At 38.0% G+C, this 14545-nt stretch carries 13 protein-coding genes and 8 tRNA genes; all 21 read left to right on the forward strand.

The window, feature by feature from the left end; genetic code table 11:
• Positions 1-5: 5 nt before the first annotated feature.
• On the forward strand, positions 6-1280 hold the full coding sequence (gene murA, locus O1Q80_RS04455) for a UDP-N-acetylglucosamine 1-carboxyvinyltransferase (protein WP_386695933.1): 1275 nt from the start codon (positions 6-8) through the stop codon (positions 1278-1280).
• Positions 1281-1468: 188 nt separating this feature from the next.
• Positions 1469-1867, forward strand: coding sequence for a tol-pal system-associated acyl-CoA thioesterase (gene ybgC / locus O1Q80_RS04460; protein ID WP_386689755.1), 399 nt, complete (start codon positions 1469-1471; stop codon positions 1865-1867).
• 16 nt (positions 1868-1883) lie between these two features.
• Positions 1884-2567, forward strand: coding sequence for a protein TolQ (tolQ, locus tag O1Q80_RS04465; protein WP_386689757.1), 684 nt, complete (start codon positions 1884-1886; stop codon positions 2565-2567).
• Between the two features lie 161 nt (positions 2568-2728).
• Entirely contained in the window at positions 2729-3154 is a 426-nt protein-coding gene (gene tolR, locus O1Q80_RS04470) for a colicin uptake protein TolR (protein ID WP_386689760.1), read from the forward strand.
• Positions 3155-3175: 21 nt separating this feature from the next.
• Complete coding sequence (gene tolA, locus O1Q80_RS04475) at positions 3176-4351, forward strand: cell envelope integrity protein TolA (RefSeq protein WP_386695935.1); 1176 nt, start codon at positions 3176-3178, stop codon at positions 4349-4351.
• 38 nt (positions 4352-4389) lie between these two features.
• Positions 4390-5682: a Tol-Pal system beta propeller repeat protein TolB gene (gene tolB, locus O1Q80_RS04480; RefSeq protein WP_386695937.1), complete on the forward strand. Its 1293-nt coding sequence runs from the start codon at positions 4390-4392 to the stop codon at positions 5680-5682.
• Between the two features lie 22 nt (positions 5683-5704).
• Positions 5705-6163 (forward strand): peptidoglycan-associated lipoprotein Pal, encoded by a 459-nt coding sequence (pal, locus tag O1Q80_RS04485; RefSeq protein WP_386689769.1) that lies wholly within the window; start codon positions 5705-5707, stop codon positions 6161-6163.
• 238 nt (positions 6164-6401) lie between these two features.
• Positions 6402-6477, forward strand: a tRNA-Lys gene (locus O1Q80_RS04490).
• A 51-nt stretch (positions 6478-6528) separates the two neighbouring features.
• A tRNA-Lys gene (locus tag O1Q80_RS04495) sits at positions 6529-6604 on the forward strand.
• A 51-nt stretch (positions 6605-6655) separates the two neighbouring features.
• Positions 6656-6731 (forward strand) — tRNA-Lys (locus O1Q80_RS04500).
• A 51-nt stretch (positions 6732-6782) separates the two neighbouring features.
• Positions 6783-6858 (forward strand) — tRNA-Lys (locus tag O1Q80_RS04505).
• A 148-nt stretch (positions 6859-7006) separates the two neighbouring features.
• A complete protein-coding gene (locus O1Q80_RS04510; RefSeq protein WP_386695939.1) occupies positions 7007-7531 on the forward strand; it encodes a prepilin-type N-terminal cleavage/methylation domain-containing protein in 525 nt (174 codons plus the stop codon).
• Positions 7528-8259 carry a hypothetical protein gene (locus O1Q80_RS04515; protein ID WP_386690750.1) on the forward strand — a complete coding sequence of 244 codons (732 nt, stop codon included), beginning with the start codon at positions 7528-7530 and terminating at the stop codon, positions 8257-8259. Before O1Q80_RS04510 ends, O1Q80_RS04515 begins: the two co-directional genes overlap by 4 nt.
• A gap of 5 nt (positions 8260-8264) precedes the next feature.
• Positions 8265-8951, forward strand: a complete 687-nt coding sequence (locus O1Q80_RS04520) for a DUF2572 family protein (RefSeq protein WP_386695940.1) — start codon at positions 8265-8267, stop codon at positions 8949-8951.
• Complete coding sequence (locus O1Q80_RS04525; RefSeq protein ID WP_386695942.1) at positions 8935-9231, forward strand: DUF5374 domain-containing protein; 297 nt, start codon at positions 8935-8937, stop codon at positions 9229-9231. The genes O1Q80_RS04520 and O1Q80_RS04525 overlap by 17 nt, the downstream gene beginning before the upstream one ends.
• 33 nt (positions 9232-9264) lie before the next feature.
• A complete protein-coding gene (gene recC / locus O1Q80_RS04530) occupies positions 9265-12660 on the forward strand; it encodes an exodeoxyribonuclease V subunit gamma (RefSeq protein WP_386695944.1) in 3396 nt (1131 codons plus the stop codon).
• Positions 12661-12733: 73 nt separating this feature from the next.
• The gene (locus tag O1Q80_RS04535) at positions 12734-13954 is read left to right on the forward strand and encodes an ROK family protein (RefSeq protein WP_386689788.1); all 1221 of its coding nucleotides are present in this window, start codon (positions 12734-12736) and stop codon (positions 13952-13954) included.
• A gap of 139 nt (positions 13955-14093) precedes the next feature.
• Positions 14094-14170 (forward strand) — tRNA-Met (locus O1Q80_RS04540).
• A gap of 21 nt (positions 14171-14191) precedes the next feature.
• A tRNA-Leu gene (locus O1Q80_RS04545) sits at positions 14192-14274 on the forward strand.
• Positions 14275-14302: 28 nt separating this feature from the next.
• Positions 14303-14377: transfer RNA gene (locus O1Q80_RS04550), tRNA-Gln, on the forward strand.
• A gap of 49 nt (positions 14378-14426) precedes the next feature.
• Positions 14427-14501 (forward strand) — tRNA-Gln (locus O1Q80_RS04555).
• Positions 14502-14545 lie beyond the last annotated feature (44 nt).

The raw sequence follows: 14545 nt of genomic DNA on the forward strand, positions 1-14545 counted from the left end.
AGATTATGCAAAAATTTCGTGTTTATGGTCCATCTCGTTTGAGTGGTACGGTACAAATTTCAGGGGCGAAAAATGCGGCACTGCCGATTTTGTTTGCAGCTATTTTGGCAGAACAACCTGTGAAATTAATTAACGTGCCAGAATTAAGAGATGTAGATACGACCTTTAAAATTTTGCGTAAATTAGGCGTAATAGTTGAACGTGATGCCAATAAAGCAGTATTAATTGATGCAAGCAAGATTAATAATTATGTAGCACCTTATGAATTGGTAAAAACCATGCGTGCCTCAATTTGGGCATTAGCACCATTGTTGACTAGATTCCACGAAGGGCAAGTTTCTTTACCCGGTGGCTGTACTATTGGAGCAAGACCAGTGGATATGCACATTGCTGGTTTAGAAAAAATGGGGGCTAATATTGAGCTTGATGAAGGGTATGTGAAAGCAACGGTAAATAATCGTTTGTTAGGTGCAAAAATTTATATGGATAAAGTTAGTGTTGGGGCAACTTTGTCTGTGATGATGGCTGCAACCTTAGCCAAAGGTGTGACCACTATTGAAAATGCAGCACGTGAACCTGAAGTAGTTGATACAGGCGTTTTCTTGAACAAAATGGGAGCTAAAATCTCGGGATTAGGTTCTGATACCATTACTGTTGAGGGTGTGGAACGTTTGACTGGCTGTGAACACAGCATCGTGCCAGATCGTATTGAAACAGGTACATTCCTAATTGCAGCGGCAGTTTCTGGTGGTCGTATTAAATGTGTCGGCACCAAAGCAGGTACCCTTGATGCGGTAATTGAGAAATTACGTGAAGCAGGTATGCAAGTTGATGTAACTGAGGATTCCATTACTTTAGATAGTTTTGGTCAACGTCCAAAAGCTGTCAATATTCGCACCATGCCACACCCAGGTTTTCCAACGGATATGCAAGCACAATTTACTTTACTTAATGCCGTGGCAGAGGGAACCAGTAAAATTACTGAAACCATTTTTGAAAATCGTTTCATGCATATTCCTGAATTAATTCGTATGGGAGCAAAAGGTGAAATTGAGGGAAATACGGCATTAATTCAAGGTGTGGCACATCTTTCTGGCGCTCAGGTAATGGCAACAGATTTACGAGCGTCTATTAGTTTAGTGTTAGCTGGGTGTATTGCATCGGGTGAAACTATAGTAGATCGTATTTATCATATTGATCGTGGTTACGAACATATTGAAGAAAAATTACGTGATCTCGGAGCTAAAATTGAACGCTTTTCTGAGAGTTCAGAAGAATAGTTAGTAGATTGTTTTAATTAATTTTTTAGATTTTGAATAGGGTCAAAAAAATAATCAAATTTTCTACCGCACTTTGGGTGTTATTGCTTGCTTATCATTATTGAAAGCTCTAAAATATGCCAGTTTTTTGTACAAAAAATCACGAAACAAGGATAACACTGGATAAGGATCATATAAGGATAAACATTATGCAACTTTTTCAATTTCCCGTTCGTGTTTATTACGAAGATACAGATGCAGGTGGTGTGGTATATCACGCACGTTATCTGCATTTTTATGAGCGAGCAAGAACAGAATTTTTACGTACATTTCATTTTTCACAGCAAAACTTATTAGCTGAACAAGGCATTGCTTTTGTGGTTAAGTCAATGTTGATTGACTACCATTTTCCAGCTAAACTAGATGATTTGCTGATAGTAGAAACTACGGTAGAACAAATGAAAGGTGCAACGATTTTTTTCTCACAATGTCTTAAACGAGAAAATAAAGTGTTAAGTACGGCTACTGTTAAGGTAGCCTGTGTTGATCTAGGCAAAATGAAACCTGTAGCACTTCCAGCGGAAGTTAAAGCTGCATTTAGTCAATAATTTTCGGAGCTATGCAATGACTGCTGAATTGAACTTTTTAGATTTATTTCTAAAGGCGAGTATCGTCGTTCAACTTGTAATTTTAATTTTAATCATGTTCTCAATAGTGTCGTGGGCGATCATTATTCAACGTAGTCGCGTATTAACTAAAGCGTTAAAAGATTCCACGGCATTTGAAGATCGTTTTTGGTCAGGTGAAGATTTAACAAAACTTTATGACGGTTTAGAAAATCGTCGTGATATGGCAATGACTGGCAGTGAACAAATTTTCTACGCTGGATTTAAAGAATTTGCTCGTTTAAAACAAGTTAACCCAGATGCACCAGAAGCTATTATGATGGGTAGCACTCGAGCAATGAATTTAGCGATGAATCGTGAAATTGAAGATTTAGAAACACGTGTGCCATTCCTAGCAACTGTCGCCTCAGTGAGTCCTTATATCGGCTTATTTGGTACAGTGTGGGGAATTATGCACGCCTTTATGGCATTAAGTGGGGCAAAACAGGCTACTTTACAAATGGTAGCACCAGGTATTGCAGAAGCCTTGATTGCAACAGCGATCGGTTTATTTGCAGCAATTCCTGCGGTAATGGCATATAACCGTTTAAGTTTACGTGTCAATAAATTAGAGCAAAATTATGGTAACTTTATTGATGAATTTACCACGATCTTGCAACGTCAAGTGTTTGCTAAAAACTAATAAATTGGCATTTTTTACACCGCACTTTCATCTCTGGAATATAAAAGTGCGGTATAAAAATTCCGAAAAAATTTTTAACGTTGCTTTAGTAACGGGGGCAAAGCCCAGCACAATCTTGTAAAGGATTGTGAGTAATTTTAGTAAAGTTTTAGAGGTTTTATATGGCTTACCGCCGTCGTAGAGAAAAAAGTATTAAATCTGAAATTAATATCGTGCCATTTTTGGACGTATTATTGGTTTTAGTGTTAATTTTCATGGCAACTGCACCGATTATTAGCCAAAGTGTGCAAGTAGATTTGCCTGATGCTGTAGAAAGTCAATCAGTTTCAAATGAAGATAAAGTACCTGTTATTTTAGAAGTCGCAGGTGTTGGGCAATATGCTATTTCTATTGCTGGAGAACGTTCTGAGGGGTTAACCGAAGAAATGGTGACTCAAATGACAAAAACAGAATTTGAGAAAGATCCCAATACTATGTTCTTGGTCGGTGGGGCAAGTGATGTTCCGTATGAAGAAGTCATTAAGGCGTTGAATTTGCTTCATCTGGCAGGAATTAAATCTGTTGGTTTAATGACAGATCCGATTTAACCATAAGCAGTAGGATAAATTGTGAAGAATAATCGACAAGGGAAAGACACGCAAGCACTACTGATTTCAATCGTATTGCATACCATTTTGTTCGGTTTGTTAATTTGGAGTTCATTTTGGTATCATCCAATTGAAGCGATGGGCGGTGGTGAAGGTGATGGCGATATGATTGGTGCTGTCATGGTGGATACTGGCTCGGCAGCTCAAGAGTGGGGACGTATTCAGCAACAGAAGAAAGGGCAAGCAGACAAGGCTAAAAATGAACCAGAGGAAGTCATAGAAAAATCTGAACCGAAAGAAGAACCACCAAAACCTGATGTAGATGAACAAAAACTTGAACAGCAAAGAATCGCACAGCAAAAAGAACAGGAACGTCAACAGCAACTTGAACAACAAAAAGCGAAACAAGAGGCTTTAGAGAAAGCAAAACAAGAAGCTGAAGCGAAAGCTAAAAAAGAGGCAGAAGCTGTTAAATTGAAAGCAGAAGCGGAAGCAAAACGTTTAGCTGCTATGGCTAAACAAGCCGAAGAAGAAGCAAAAGCTAAAGCCGCTCAAGTAGCCAAAGAAAAAGCAGAAAAAGAGAAAGCGATACAAGATGCGAAAGCCAAGGCTGAGAAAGAAGCGAAAGAGAAAGTTGAAAAAGAGGCTAAGGCAAAAGCGGAAAAAGAAGCAAAAGAGAAAGCTGAGAAAGAGGCTAAGGCAAAAGCAGAAAAAGAAGCTAAAGCAAAAGCAGATGCCAAGGCGAAAGCGGATGCCAAAGCAAAAGCAGAGGCTGAAGCGAATGCAAAACGGAAATCAGATCAAGCCGCATTAGATAATTTCTTGGATGGTGGCGATATCGGAGGCGGAAGTGCTTCACGCGGTGGTAATGCAAATAAAGGTGGTACACAAGGCACTGGAGCAGGTCAAGGTGCGGGTGATGGTGGTAAAGTAGGTGATCAGTATGCAGGCGTGATTAAGAAAGAAATTAAACGCCGTTTTATTAAAGATCCGAGTTTTGCAGGGAAAGTGTGTAGTATTAGAATTCAGTTAGACCGTGACGGCACAATTTTAGGCTATCAACGAGTTTCTGGACCTGATGATATTTGTAGTGCTGCACTGAGTGCTGTGGCAAGAACGAAAAAAGTTCCTGCTGCACCTAGTGATGCAATTTACAATAAATATAAAAATCCAATTATTGATTTTGATTTAAAATAATTTTTTAGGAAAGTAACATAAACCAAATAGGTGGTATGATGAAATTAATAACCCGTATTTTGAGTGTATTTGCCGTATTGTTTTTTGCAATAAATATGGCTCGAGCAGATGACGAAGTTCGTATTGTCATTGATGAAGGTGTAGAGGGTGCAAGACCGATTGCGGTTGTACCGTTCAAGTCTAATGGACCAGTTCCTGCAGATATTGCAGACATTATTTCTGCGGATTTACGTAATAGTGGTAAATTTAATCCTGTTGCGGTGAGCCAAATGCCACAACAACCAGGTTCTGCATCAGAAGTGACACCAGATGCTTGGGCATCGTTAGGTGTAGATGCGATTGTGGTTGGACAAGTAACAGCAGCGGGTGGCGGTTATAATATTGCTTATCAATTAGTAGATACTATCGGTGCATCGGGTTCTGCTGGAGCAGTATTAGCACAAAATTCATTTACGGTAACGCCAAAATTTATTCGTTTTGGGGCTCACACTGTCAGTGATGAAGTGTTTGAAAAGATTACTGCCATTAAAGGGGCATTTAGAACACGTATTGCTTACGTTGTACAAAAACATGGTGGATCTCAACCTTATGAACTTCGTGTTGCAGATTATGATGGCTTCAACCAATTTGTGGTAAATCGTAGCTCGCAACCAATGATGTCCCCAGCTTGGTCACCAGATGGCAAGCGTTTAGCTTATGTTTCTTTTGAAAATAGAAAATCACAGCTTGTGGTTCAGGATTTAGGTTCTGGTAGCAGAAAAGTAGTGGCTTCATTCCCTGGACACAATGGAGCACCAGCGTTTTCACCAGATGGTAGTCGTTTAGCTTTTGCATCAAATCAAGATGGTCAGCTAAACATTTATGTGATGGGTTCGAATGGTGGGCAAGCTACTAAATTGACGAGTGGAGCGGGTAATAATACAGAGCCTAGCTGGACTCCAGATGGACGTATTTTGTTCACCTCCGATAGAGGCGGTTCGCCTCAAGTTTACTCAATGAGTACTTCTGGTGGAGGTGCTTCATTAGTAGGTTCTGGTGGCAAAAGTTATAGCGGACAAGTCAGTTCCGATGGTAAAACGATGGTTATGATTTCTGGTGATCATGTGATTAAAAAAGACCTTATTACAGGACAAATTGAAACGTTAAGTTCAACTTTCCTTGATGAAAGTCCAAGCATTTCACCAAATGGAATTATGATTATTTATAGCTCTACCCAAGGCTTAGGAAAGGTGCTACAATTAGTATCTGCAGATGGACGCTTTAAAGCACGTTTGCCAGGAAGTGACGGACAAGTGAAATTTCCTGCTTGGTCACCATATTTAACAAAGTAAAAAACTCTAAGGAGAAAAATTAATGAAATTAGCAAAATTATTGTTAGTTGCCCCAGTATTAGCATTAGCAGCATGTAGTTCATCAAACAACGATGCAAGCGGTATGGAAGGTGCAAACGCAGGACAACAATTTGGTGGTTATTCTGTGTCTGATTTACAAAGCCGTTACAATACGGTTTACTTTGCATTTGACAGCTATGCAGTTGAAGGTGAATACCAACAATTGTTAGATGCTCATGCACAATATCTAAACGCTACTCCAGCAGCTAAAGTATTAGTAGAAGGACATGCTGATGAACGTGGTACTCCAGAGTACAACATCGCATTAGGTCAACGTCGTGCAGATGCAGTAAAATCTTTCTTAGCAACTAAAGGTGCTAACAACGTTTCAACTGTATCTTACGGCGAAGAAAAACCAGCTGTATTAGGTCATGACGAATCTGCATACAGCAAAAACCGTCGTGCTGTATTAGCATATTAATTTGTAGAATATCTTGTTATTCTATTAAACAGGTTTCAGAATATGAAACCTGTTTTATTTTTATGTTAATCATAGTTAAATATGCGTCCGAATTATAGGATAGATTGGCGACTATTCGTTCAAACAATCCAAAAACTAAAAATAACTATTGATTATTAAATTTAAATCCGTAATATATGCACTCATTGTCTGACATGGTTTGTCATGACATGCTTGAAAATTAAGTTTAACTATCAGGGGGCCGTTAGCTCAGGCGGTAGAGCAGCGGACTTTTAATCCGTTTGTCGAAGGTTCGAATCCTTCACGGCCCACCACTTAATTAGATCTTTCCAGTTTGCTTTAAAGTTAGAAGTAAGGCAAAAAATGGGCCGTTAGCTCAGGCGGTAGAGCAGCGGACTTTTAATCCGTTTGTCGAAGGTTCGAATCCTTCACGGCCCACCACTTAATTAGATTTTCCCAGTTTACTTTAAAGCTAAAAGTAAGATACAAAATGGGTCGTTAGCTCAGGCGGTAGAGCAGCGGACTTTTAATCCGTTTGTCGAAGGTTCGAATCCTTCACGACCCACCACTTAATTAAATAATATTGATTTTTAAAGCTAAAAATAATACCATCCAAAATGGGTTGTTAGCTCAGTTGGTAGAGCAGCGGACTCTTAATCCGTTAGTCAAGGGTTCGAGTCCCTTACGACCCACCACTAATATTCTTCTTAATGTATATACATTATTTTTATTCAGTGAGCTGATCTACTTATATTAATTTTGTGATCTCCATTCCAAAATCCTTTTAATTTTATTGTTATCTATAGGCTTTCTTTTAAACTGCGGTTAAAAAAGAGAAAGTTTATGAAAAGTGGTTTTACCTTATTTGAAATGCTTATTGTCTTGCTGATTATTAGCATCATATCTTTAATTAGCATGCCTGCATGGCAAAGTGATAGCCAACGAATTTTAGCCAAAGAACAACACCGTTTATATCTATTCTTACGCCAAATTCAAGCCAGAGTAGAAAATTCTACTCAAATCTGGTATCTCATTCTCAATCGAGATATTGGTCAGCAACGCTGGTGTGTTACCGCTCAAATTAAGTCAGATACGACTTGCGATTGCTTTAATCCCAGTTTTTGTCCTGATAACCTTTCGGCTCAGTTTTATTATCCTTTTAGTTCACAAAAAACCATGATTACTGCTAAAGCCTATTATCCACAAAAATTAATCAGTTTTAATGGTACTCGCAATTCGTCAGATTCAGGCTGTTTTATGTTGCAAAATTCGCAATCTCGCACCTTATTTTCTTTTTCTAACTTAGGACGAATTCGCTTAAAAAGTGATCAAGCTGAGAATGCCTGCAATGCTGGAGTAGAAGAATGACAAGATTTTATAAAGGGCAAAGTTTATTAGGCTTAATGCTAAGTTTAGCTTTATCCTCATTTTTGTTATTTGTCATTATTCAATTTTATGCTTATGCACAACGACAAAATCAACATATTTTATTGCAACTGCAATTACAAACGGAATTACAACGAGTTTTGCACACTATGGCAAAAGATCTACGCCGTGCTGGTTTTCGGGCGTTATCTGCGAAAGTCACTCAGGAAAATTTTTCGTTATTTGAATTAGATGAGAAAGGTACAAGTCTCGCTATTTATCCTGTGTCAGGCGAAAGTGCGGTGGAAAATAATTGTGTTTTGTTTTTTTATGATTTAGACGCTAATGGGTGTTTAGGATCTACTGCTAAACAATGTGCCAAAGATGAGCAAAATGCTACTTCAGAAGTAGGGCGAGAATTATTTGGCTATCGACAAAATGGCTTTATTTTAGAGAGCCGAACGTATGGTAATAAAGCGAATACTAAATGTAAAGAAGCAGAATGCCAAAGTTATTTACAACAAAATGCTTGTCAGGATTTAGGTTGGACGAAAATGTTAGATGAAGATAATTATGAGATTACTAAATTACAATTAAACTGGTTGGATAATAGTAGGCAATACAAAGGATTGAGCCTTTATTTAGCGGGTCGATTAAAACAATATCCGAATGTTCAATATGAAAGTTCAGTGATTATTCCATTGCTTAATCAACCACAGGTAAATGAATAGTGCCAATGAAAAAATCAATGAAAATGCACCGCGGTTTTGTGGCGATTAGCTTACTCATATTGCTCTCAAGTCTGTTGTTAATTGCGTTGTTATTTGATGATGAGAGCTTCCGTTTACATTCAACTATTGCAATGCAAAGGCAACGCTATATTCAGCAACATATCAGTTTGCAGAAACAATTTCAGCAACAACAATCAGATCTTTGTAAAAACCTAGATTTAAGTCTAACGGGAAATTTTGCAACGGCATCTATTACGTCCCCGAATAGTGATGAACATCAGCAGTTTATCTGGTGCCAACGTCAAGTTTTATTTAAAAAATCGCCTAGCAAAAATCTCAATGAGGGGCAATTTGATGATTTTATTGATAAACAGGCTTTTGCCTTATTTCAAGCTAAGGCGATCCAGAACGTCAATTATTTCCCTACAGATAAAGGCAATTACTTGTTTTGGTTCGATCAAGCAAAGACTGAATGGCAGATTAACGGCAATTTAAATGGTATTGTGATTGCTACAGGGGATTTGCATATTTCTGGCAAGGGCAAAATCACTGGTTCAGTGATTGCACAAGGGACATTTTCGAAAGAGGATAGTGTAACGCTAACTTATAAAAAAACTGTGGTAACTGAAATTGTGCAATCTTATAGTCAATGGCAAAACGTAGAGAAAACTTGGTATGATTTTATTCCCTAAATTCAAGCAAGGAATGGGGCTTGTGACCTTATTAGTGGCGTTGAGCCTATTTAGTGGCATTTTTCTTGCTATTAATCAGTGGGCGAATATTCAACGCAAAACAGCAAGTGAAATTTATCAACGTTATCAAGCGATTCAAATAGCGGAAAATCAACAGCAACGACAATTTTTAGGATTAAATTGTGAAAGTGGAGTAGAGCAAAATCAACTGAAATTCTCCATTAATTGCATTGGGGATAAGGTAAAAGTGCGGTATATTTTGGGGGAAATTAGTTTATAATGATGGCAGATTAATTGAGCCTGTGGAGCTATTATGTTTAAAATTTATCATTCTAATGATCTTGATGTTCAAAAAGATATTTTGTGTGAATTGCTTAAACTTGATCCACTTGATGATCCTTTCGAATCCGAAACTATTTTAGTGCAAAGCCCAGGTATGGCTCAATGGTTGCAATTACAATTAGCCAGTAAACAAGGTATTTCAGCGAATTTTCATTTTCCTATGCCCGCCAGTTTTATTTGGCAGCAATATGTGGATAACTTGCCGAATGTATCGGAACAAAGTCAATTTAGCAAAGAGGTAATGACGTGGCGATTGATGCGTTTGATTAAGCAAACAGATTTTCGTCCCATTTTGGATTACCTGCATTATTCTTCTCAATCTGAGCAACAAAAGTTATATCAACTGGCTCGCAAAATTGCTGATTTGTTCGACCAATATTTAGTTTATCGTCCACAGTGGATTTCTGCTTGGGAACAAGATCAACCACAGATCATTATTGATGAAATTGTGAGCCAACAGAAACAAATAGACAGTAATTTTAAGCAACGGATTGAGCAAGATGTAGCGTGGCAAGGGAAACTTTGGCGAGCATTAATTGCGGAGATGGCTCATAAAGATCATTCTATACAGCACCGAGCTAATTTACATAACGAATATTTACAACTCAGCCATTATAATAATTTACCAAAACGTTTATTTATTTTTGGCATTTCTGCGTTACCAAAAACCTATTTAGAAACCCTGTCTGCCATGGCGGAACACTGTGACGTGCATTTATTTTTTAATAACCCAAGTCAATATTATTGGGGTGATATTGTGGATCCCATTTTTGCTCAAAAACGGGCATTGAAAATACTGACCGAACGCAAAACGGGTGAACAAAAATCCTTTTTTAAATCAACCCAACTGAATGATTATTTAGCTAATAAACAAGAAATAACCGCAGAAGATGAACATTTATCTATTGGCAATCCACTATTAGCAACATGGGGTAAATTAGGGCGAGATTTTTTCTATTTGTTAAGTCAATTAGATAGCCAAGAAATTCAAGCAAATACCGAATTAACAACGGATAATCATTTACTGACGCAAATTCAACGCAAGATTTTACATTTAGCACCTAGTGAAGCTGGTTCATTACATTTTGATGCAGCAGATCCGTCCATCTCTTTTCATGCTTGCCATAGTCCTATGCGAGAAGTGGAAGTGTTACACGATTATTTATTGCAATGTTTTACAGATGACAACACTTTAACGCCGAAAGATATTGTGGTGATGGTGGCGGATATTGATCGCTATGCTCCCTATATTCAGGCAGTATTTGGACAGTATCAACAGAAAATAAAGGATTTTCAAGGGCATTGGGACTATGATAAACGCTATATTCCATTTTCTATTTCTGATCAAACTTTGTCAGAAAGTGATGTATTGTTAGCGACTTTCTTGAATTTGCTACGCTTAAAAGAAAGTCAATTTAGTGCGGAAGATGTACTGGCATTACTTGATATTCCTGCGATTCGTCATCGTTTTGGCATAACACTGAATGATCTGGAAAATTTACGTTATTGGGTTAAAGAAATTGGTATTCGTTTTGGACTTGATAAACAAAGTTCACAAGGACAAAATTTTAACGCATGGCAAGCGGGTGTAGAACGAATGTTACTTGGTTTTGCACTGCGTGAAGAAAATGGTATCTGGCAACAAGATCAACTTGGTTTTGATAATAGCTATGGGCTGAACAGTCGTCTAGTTGGGGCATTAGCGAGCTTTATTGAACAACTTAGCTGGTGGCATGATACATTATCTCAAAGCCATGCTATCACCGAATGGGAAGTTAAGTTAACGGAACTATTAAAGCAATTTTTTAATCCAGAGCCACATACGGTAGAAATGTTACGCTATATTGAAAATGGTATTCAACAGGTGAGTTTATTATTACAGGCTTTACATTTTGATGAATTACTAGCAGCGGAAGTGGTCGCTGATGTGTTGACTGAAAAATTAAATGAGCAAGCTAACAGTCTAAAATTTTTAGTCGGTAAAGTTAGTTTCTGTACTTTATTACCGATGCGATCAATTCCGTTTAAAGTGGTATGCTTGTTAGGCATGAATGAACAGGATTATCCACGCAATCAACTGCCGAATAGTTTCGATTTAATGCAATATCATCGTCAAAAAGGCGATCGTTTTCGGCGTGATGATGATCGTTATTTATTCCTTGAAGCCTTGTTGTCTGCACAAGAACGGCTTTATATCAGCTATGTGGGGCAATCAATTATTGATAATCATCCGCTACAACCTTCTGTATTGGTAAATCAGTTATTAGATTATCTTGCTGAAAATCTGGATTATGATTGTCAACCGAAAGAAAACGACAAGCCTTTAGTGCATTATCATGCCATGACCGCTTGGAGTGCTAAAAACTTTAGTGAAAAGCACCGCACTTTTGCTAAAGAATGGGCGAATATTGCCAATGCGAAGCAAGTTCCAGCGGATTTTGTACAAGCACAATCGGTTGAGAATAAACCAGAAAATAGCCTAATTCAAATTAATTGTGAACAGTTAATTAACTTTGTCAAAAATCCAGTACAATTTTTCTTTGAAAAAAGATTAGATGTTTATTTCAGAGAGAATGATGAGCAAATTATCGATACGGAAAATTTTGCTTTAGACGGATTAACCCTGTATCAAATTCAGCAAGATTTGTTAATGGAAAAGGATCTTGATGTAGTAGATTATTTTGCTCAACTCAAGGTGAAAGGTATGTTGCCACGTGGTGAATTTGCTCATATTTATCAACATCAAGTGCGGTCGGAAATTGAACAGTTTCGTGAAGTATTAAGTGCTTATCAGGGGCAATCAGCACAAACGCAATATGTAGATTTAACCTTTGATATTGAAGGAAAAGTAGTCCAGTTAACTGGCTATATCAATCAATTATTATCAACAGAAAATGGCTTGCAACGTGTGCAATGGACAGCAGCGAAACATAAAGACAGTTATATGATTGAAAATTGGCTTTATTGGTTAATGCAGTTAGCTTGTAACGGTGAGAATCAGGTATTTCCGCCACTTTTTTATGGCAAAGATCAGAACAAAAATTTGGTTGGTAAAACCTTTGTTATTGAGTCAGACTTTGATCCTTTGGCATTGTTGAAAGTGTATATTTCGGCGTATTTGACCAGTGAACAACAAGCCATTTTGGCAGTAACTAAAGATATTGCGGGTTATTTAAAAGCAGAAAGTAATCAGGCTAAATGTCAGCATATTGAAAATATTGCTCAAGGTGATACTCATAATAAAGCAGATATTTATTGGCAACGGATACTTAAACAGACGGCAGATTTACCTCATTATTTAGAAGAAATTGATAAAAATACTAGAAACTGGTTTGACACCATGATTAATTCGGTAAAATCACGCTAAACTGCGGTTAATTTTTACCAATTTTTCAGGTAGAATAACATAAATTTTATAGCGTAAAATAAGGATAAGTCGGATGCGAATTAATCAAATTGTCAATGTGGATTTGGTTAAACAGATGAATAGTGCAGCGGTGTATAAATTAATCGATCAACAAGCACCGATTTCTCGTATTCAAATTTCAGAATTAAGTCAGCTTGCTCCAGCCAGTGTGACTAAAATTACTCGTGCTTTATTGGCTCGTGGCTTGATTAAAGAAGTGGAACAGCAAGAATCCACGGGTGGTCGCCGTGCTACCTCGATTGTGGCAGAGCAAAAAGCATTTCGTACTTTACTGATTCATCTGGGGCGAGAAGAAATCGTGTTAGCCATGATGGATCTATCCGCTAAGTTGTTAAAATACCAACATTTTGATCTGCCTGATGTACGAAATTTAACCCAATTAGAAGATTTTTTATTTGAGCAATTAGATAAATTTATTGCGGATAATGCCAATAAATCGAGCGAACTGATTGCGATTGGTATTACTGTTGCAGGCTTTGTGAATGGTAAAAATAATCTGATTGAAAATCTACCGCACTTTGAGCTAACCGAGCCTTGGGATCTGGTGCAACGGCTTGAACAACGCTTTAATTTACCGAGTTATATCGGGCAAGATGTGCGAAGTTTGGCATTAGCTGAGCATTATTTTGGTGTGACGAAAGATTGTTATGATTCCTTGTTGTTACGTATTCATCGAGGTGTGGGTGCCGGGATTGTGATTAATCATGAAGTGTTTCAAGGCTATCGCAATAATGTCGGTGAAATCGGGCATATTCAGGTGGATCCGCTTGGCAAGCGTTGTTTGTGTGGCAATGTCGGTTGCTTGGAAACCGTGGTGAGCAATGATGCTATTGAAAATAAAATGCAACAGATGCTAGAAGACGGTTATCAAAGTAAATGGTTGTCTTTAGAAAGCCATGATATTGAAGCCATTTGTAAAGCTAGTAACAAGCATGATGCGGTAGCAACAGAATTAATCGAGCATGTCGGCGTACAAATTGGGCGAGTGTTGGCAATGTCGGTGAATATGTTTAACCCTGAAAAAATCGTGATTTCAGGGGAAATTACCCAAGCGAAGAATACTTTATTTGCTGCCATTCATAAAACGCTAGAAAGTCACGCATTACCTGCTTTTGTAAAAAATACCCCGTTAGTGGTGTCGGAATTGCATAATGAAGATGTGATTGGTGCATTTGCTTTGGTAAAAAGGGCATTGTTAGACGGTAGTTTGTTGCAGCATCTTTTGGTAGAATAGGGAAGTATTTGGGAGCGATTTGTTTAAGTCTTATTCGAATAAACGGAAATTTTAACATTATCAGGAAAAAACAGTTGACGAACTAGGGCTAAATTAGCATAATACGCACCGCAACGCTGATTACGGTGACGCAAAATATGGCTACATAGCTCAGTCGGTTAGAGCACAACACTCATAATGTTGGGGTCGCAAGTTCGAATCTCGCTGTAGCCACCATTTAAAAGTGGTCCATATATTGCGGAAGTGGCGAAATTGGTAGACGCACCAGATTTAGGTTCTGGCGCCTGTGCGTGTGGGTTCAAGTCCCTCCTTCCGCACCATTTTCAGTTTGCAAATCTTTTGAGTTGATGGGGTATCGCCAAGCGGTAAGGCACTGGGTTTTGATCTCAGCATTCCTAGGTTCGAATCCTAGTACCCCAGCCATACTATCAACATACTAATCAATATCTTTTCAAGATAAGATAATCTTAATTGGGGTATCGCCAAGCGGTAAGGCACTGGGTTTTGATCTCAGCATCCCTAGGTTCGAATCCTAGTACCCCAGCCATTATTTATTTTCTCTCCTTGCACTTGCGTACAAGGTTAAGAATG

The organism is Lonepinella sp. MS14435 (genome assembly GCF_042485795.1).
Lineage (GTDB): Bacteria > Pseudomonadota > Gammaproteobacteria > Enterobacterales > Pasteurellaceae > Lonepinella.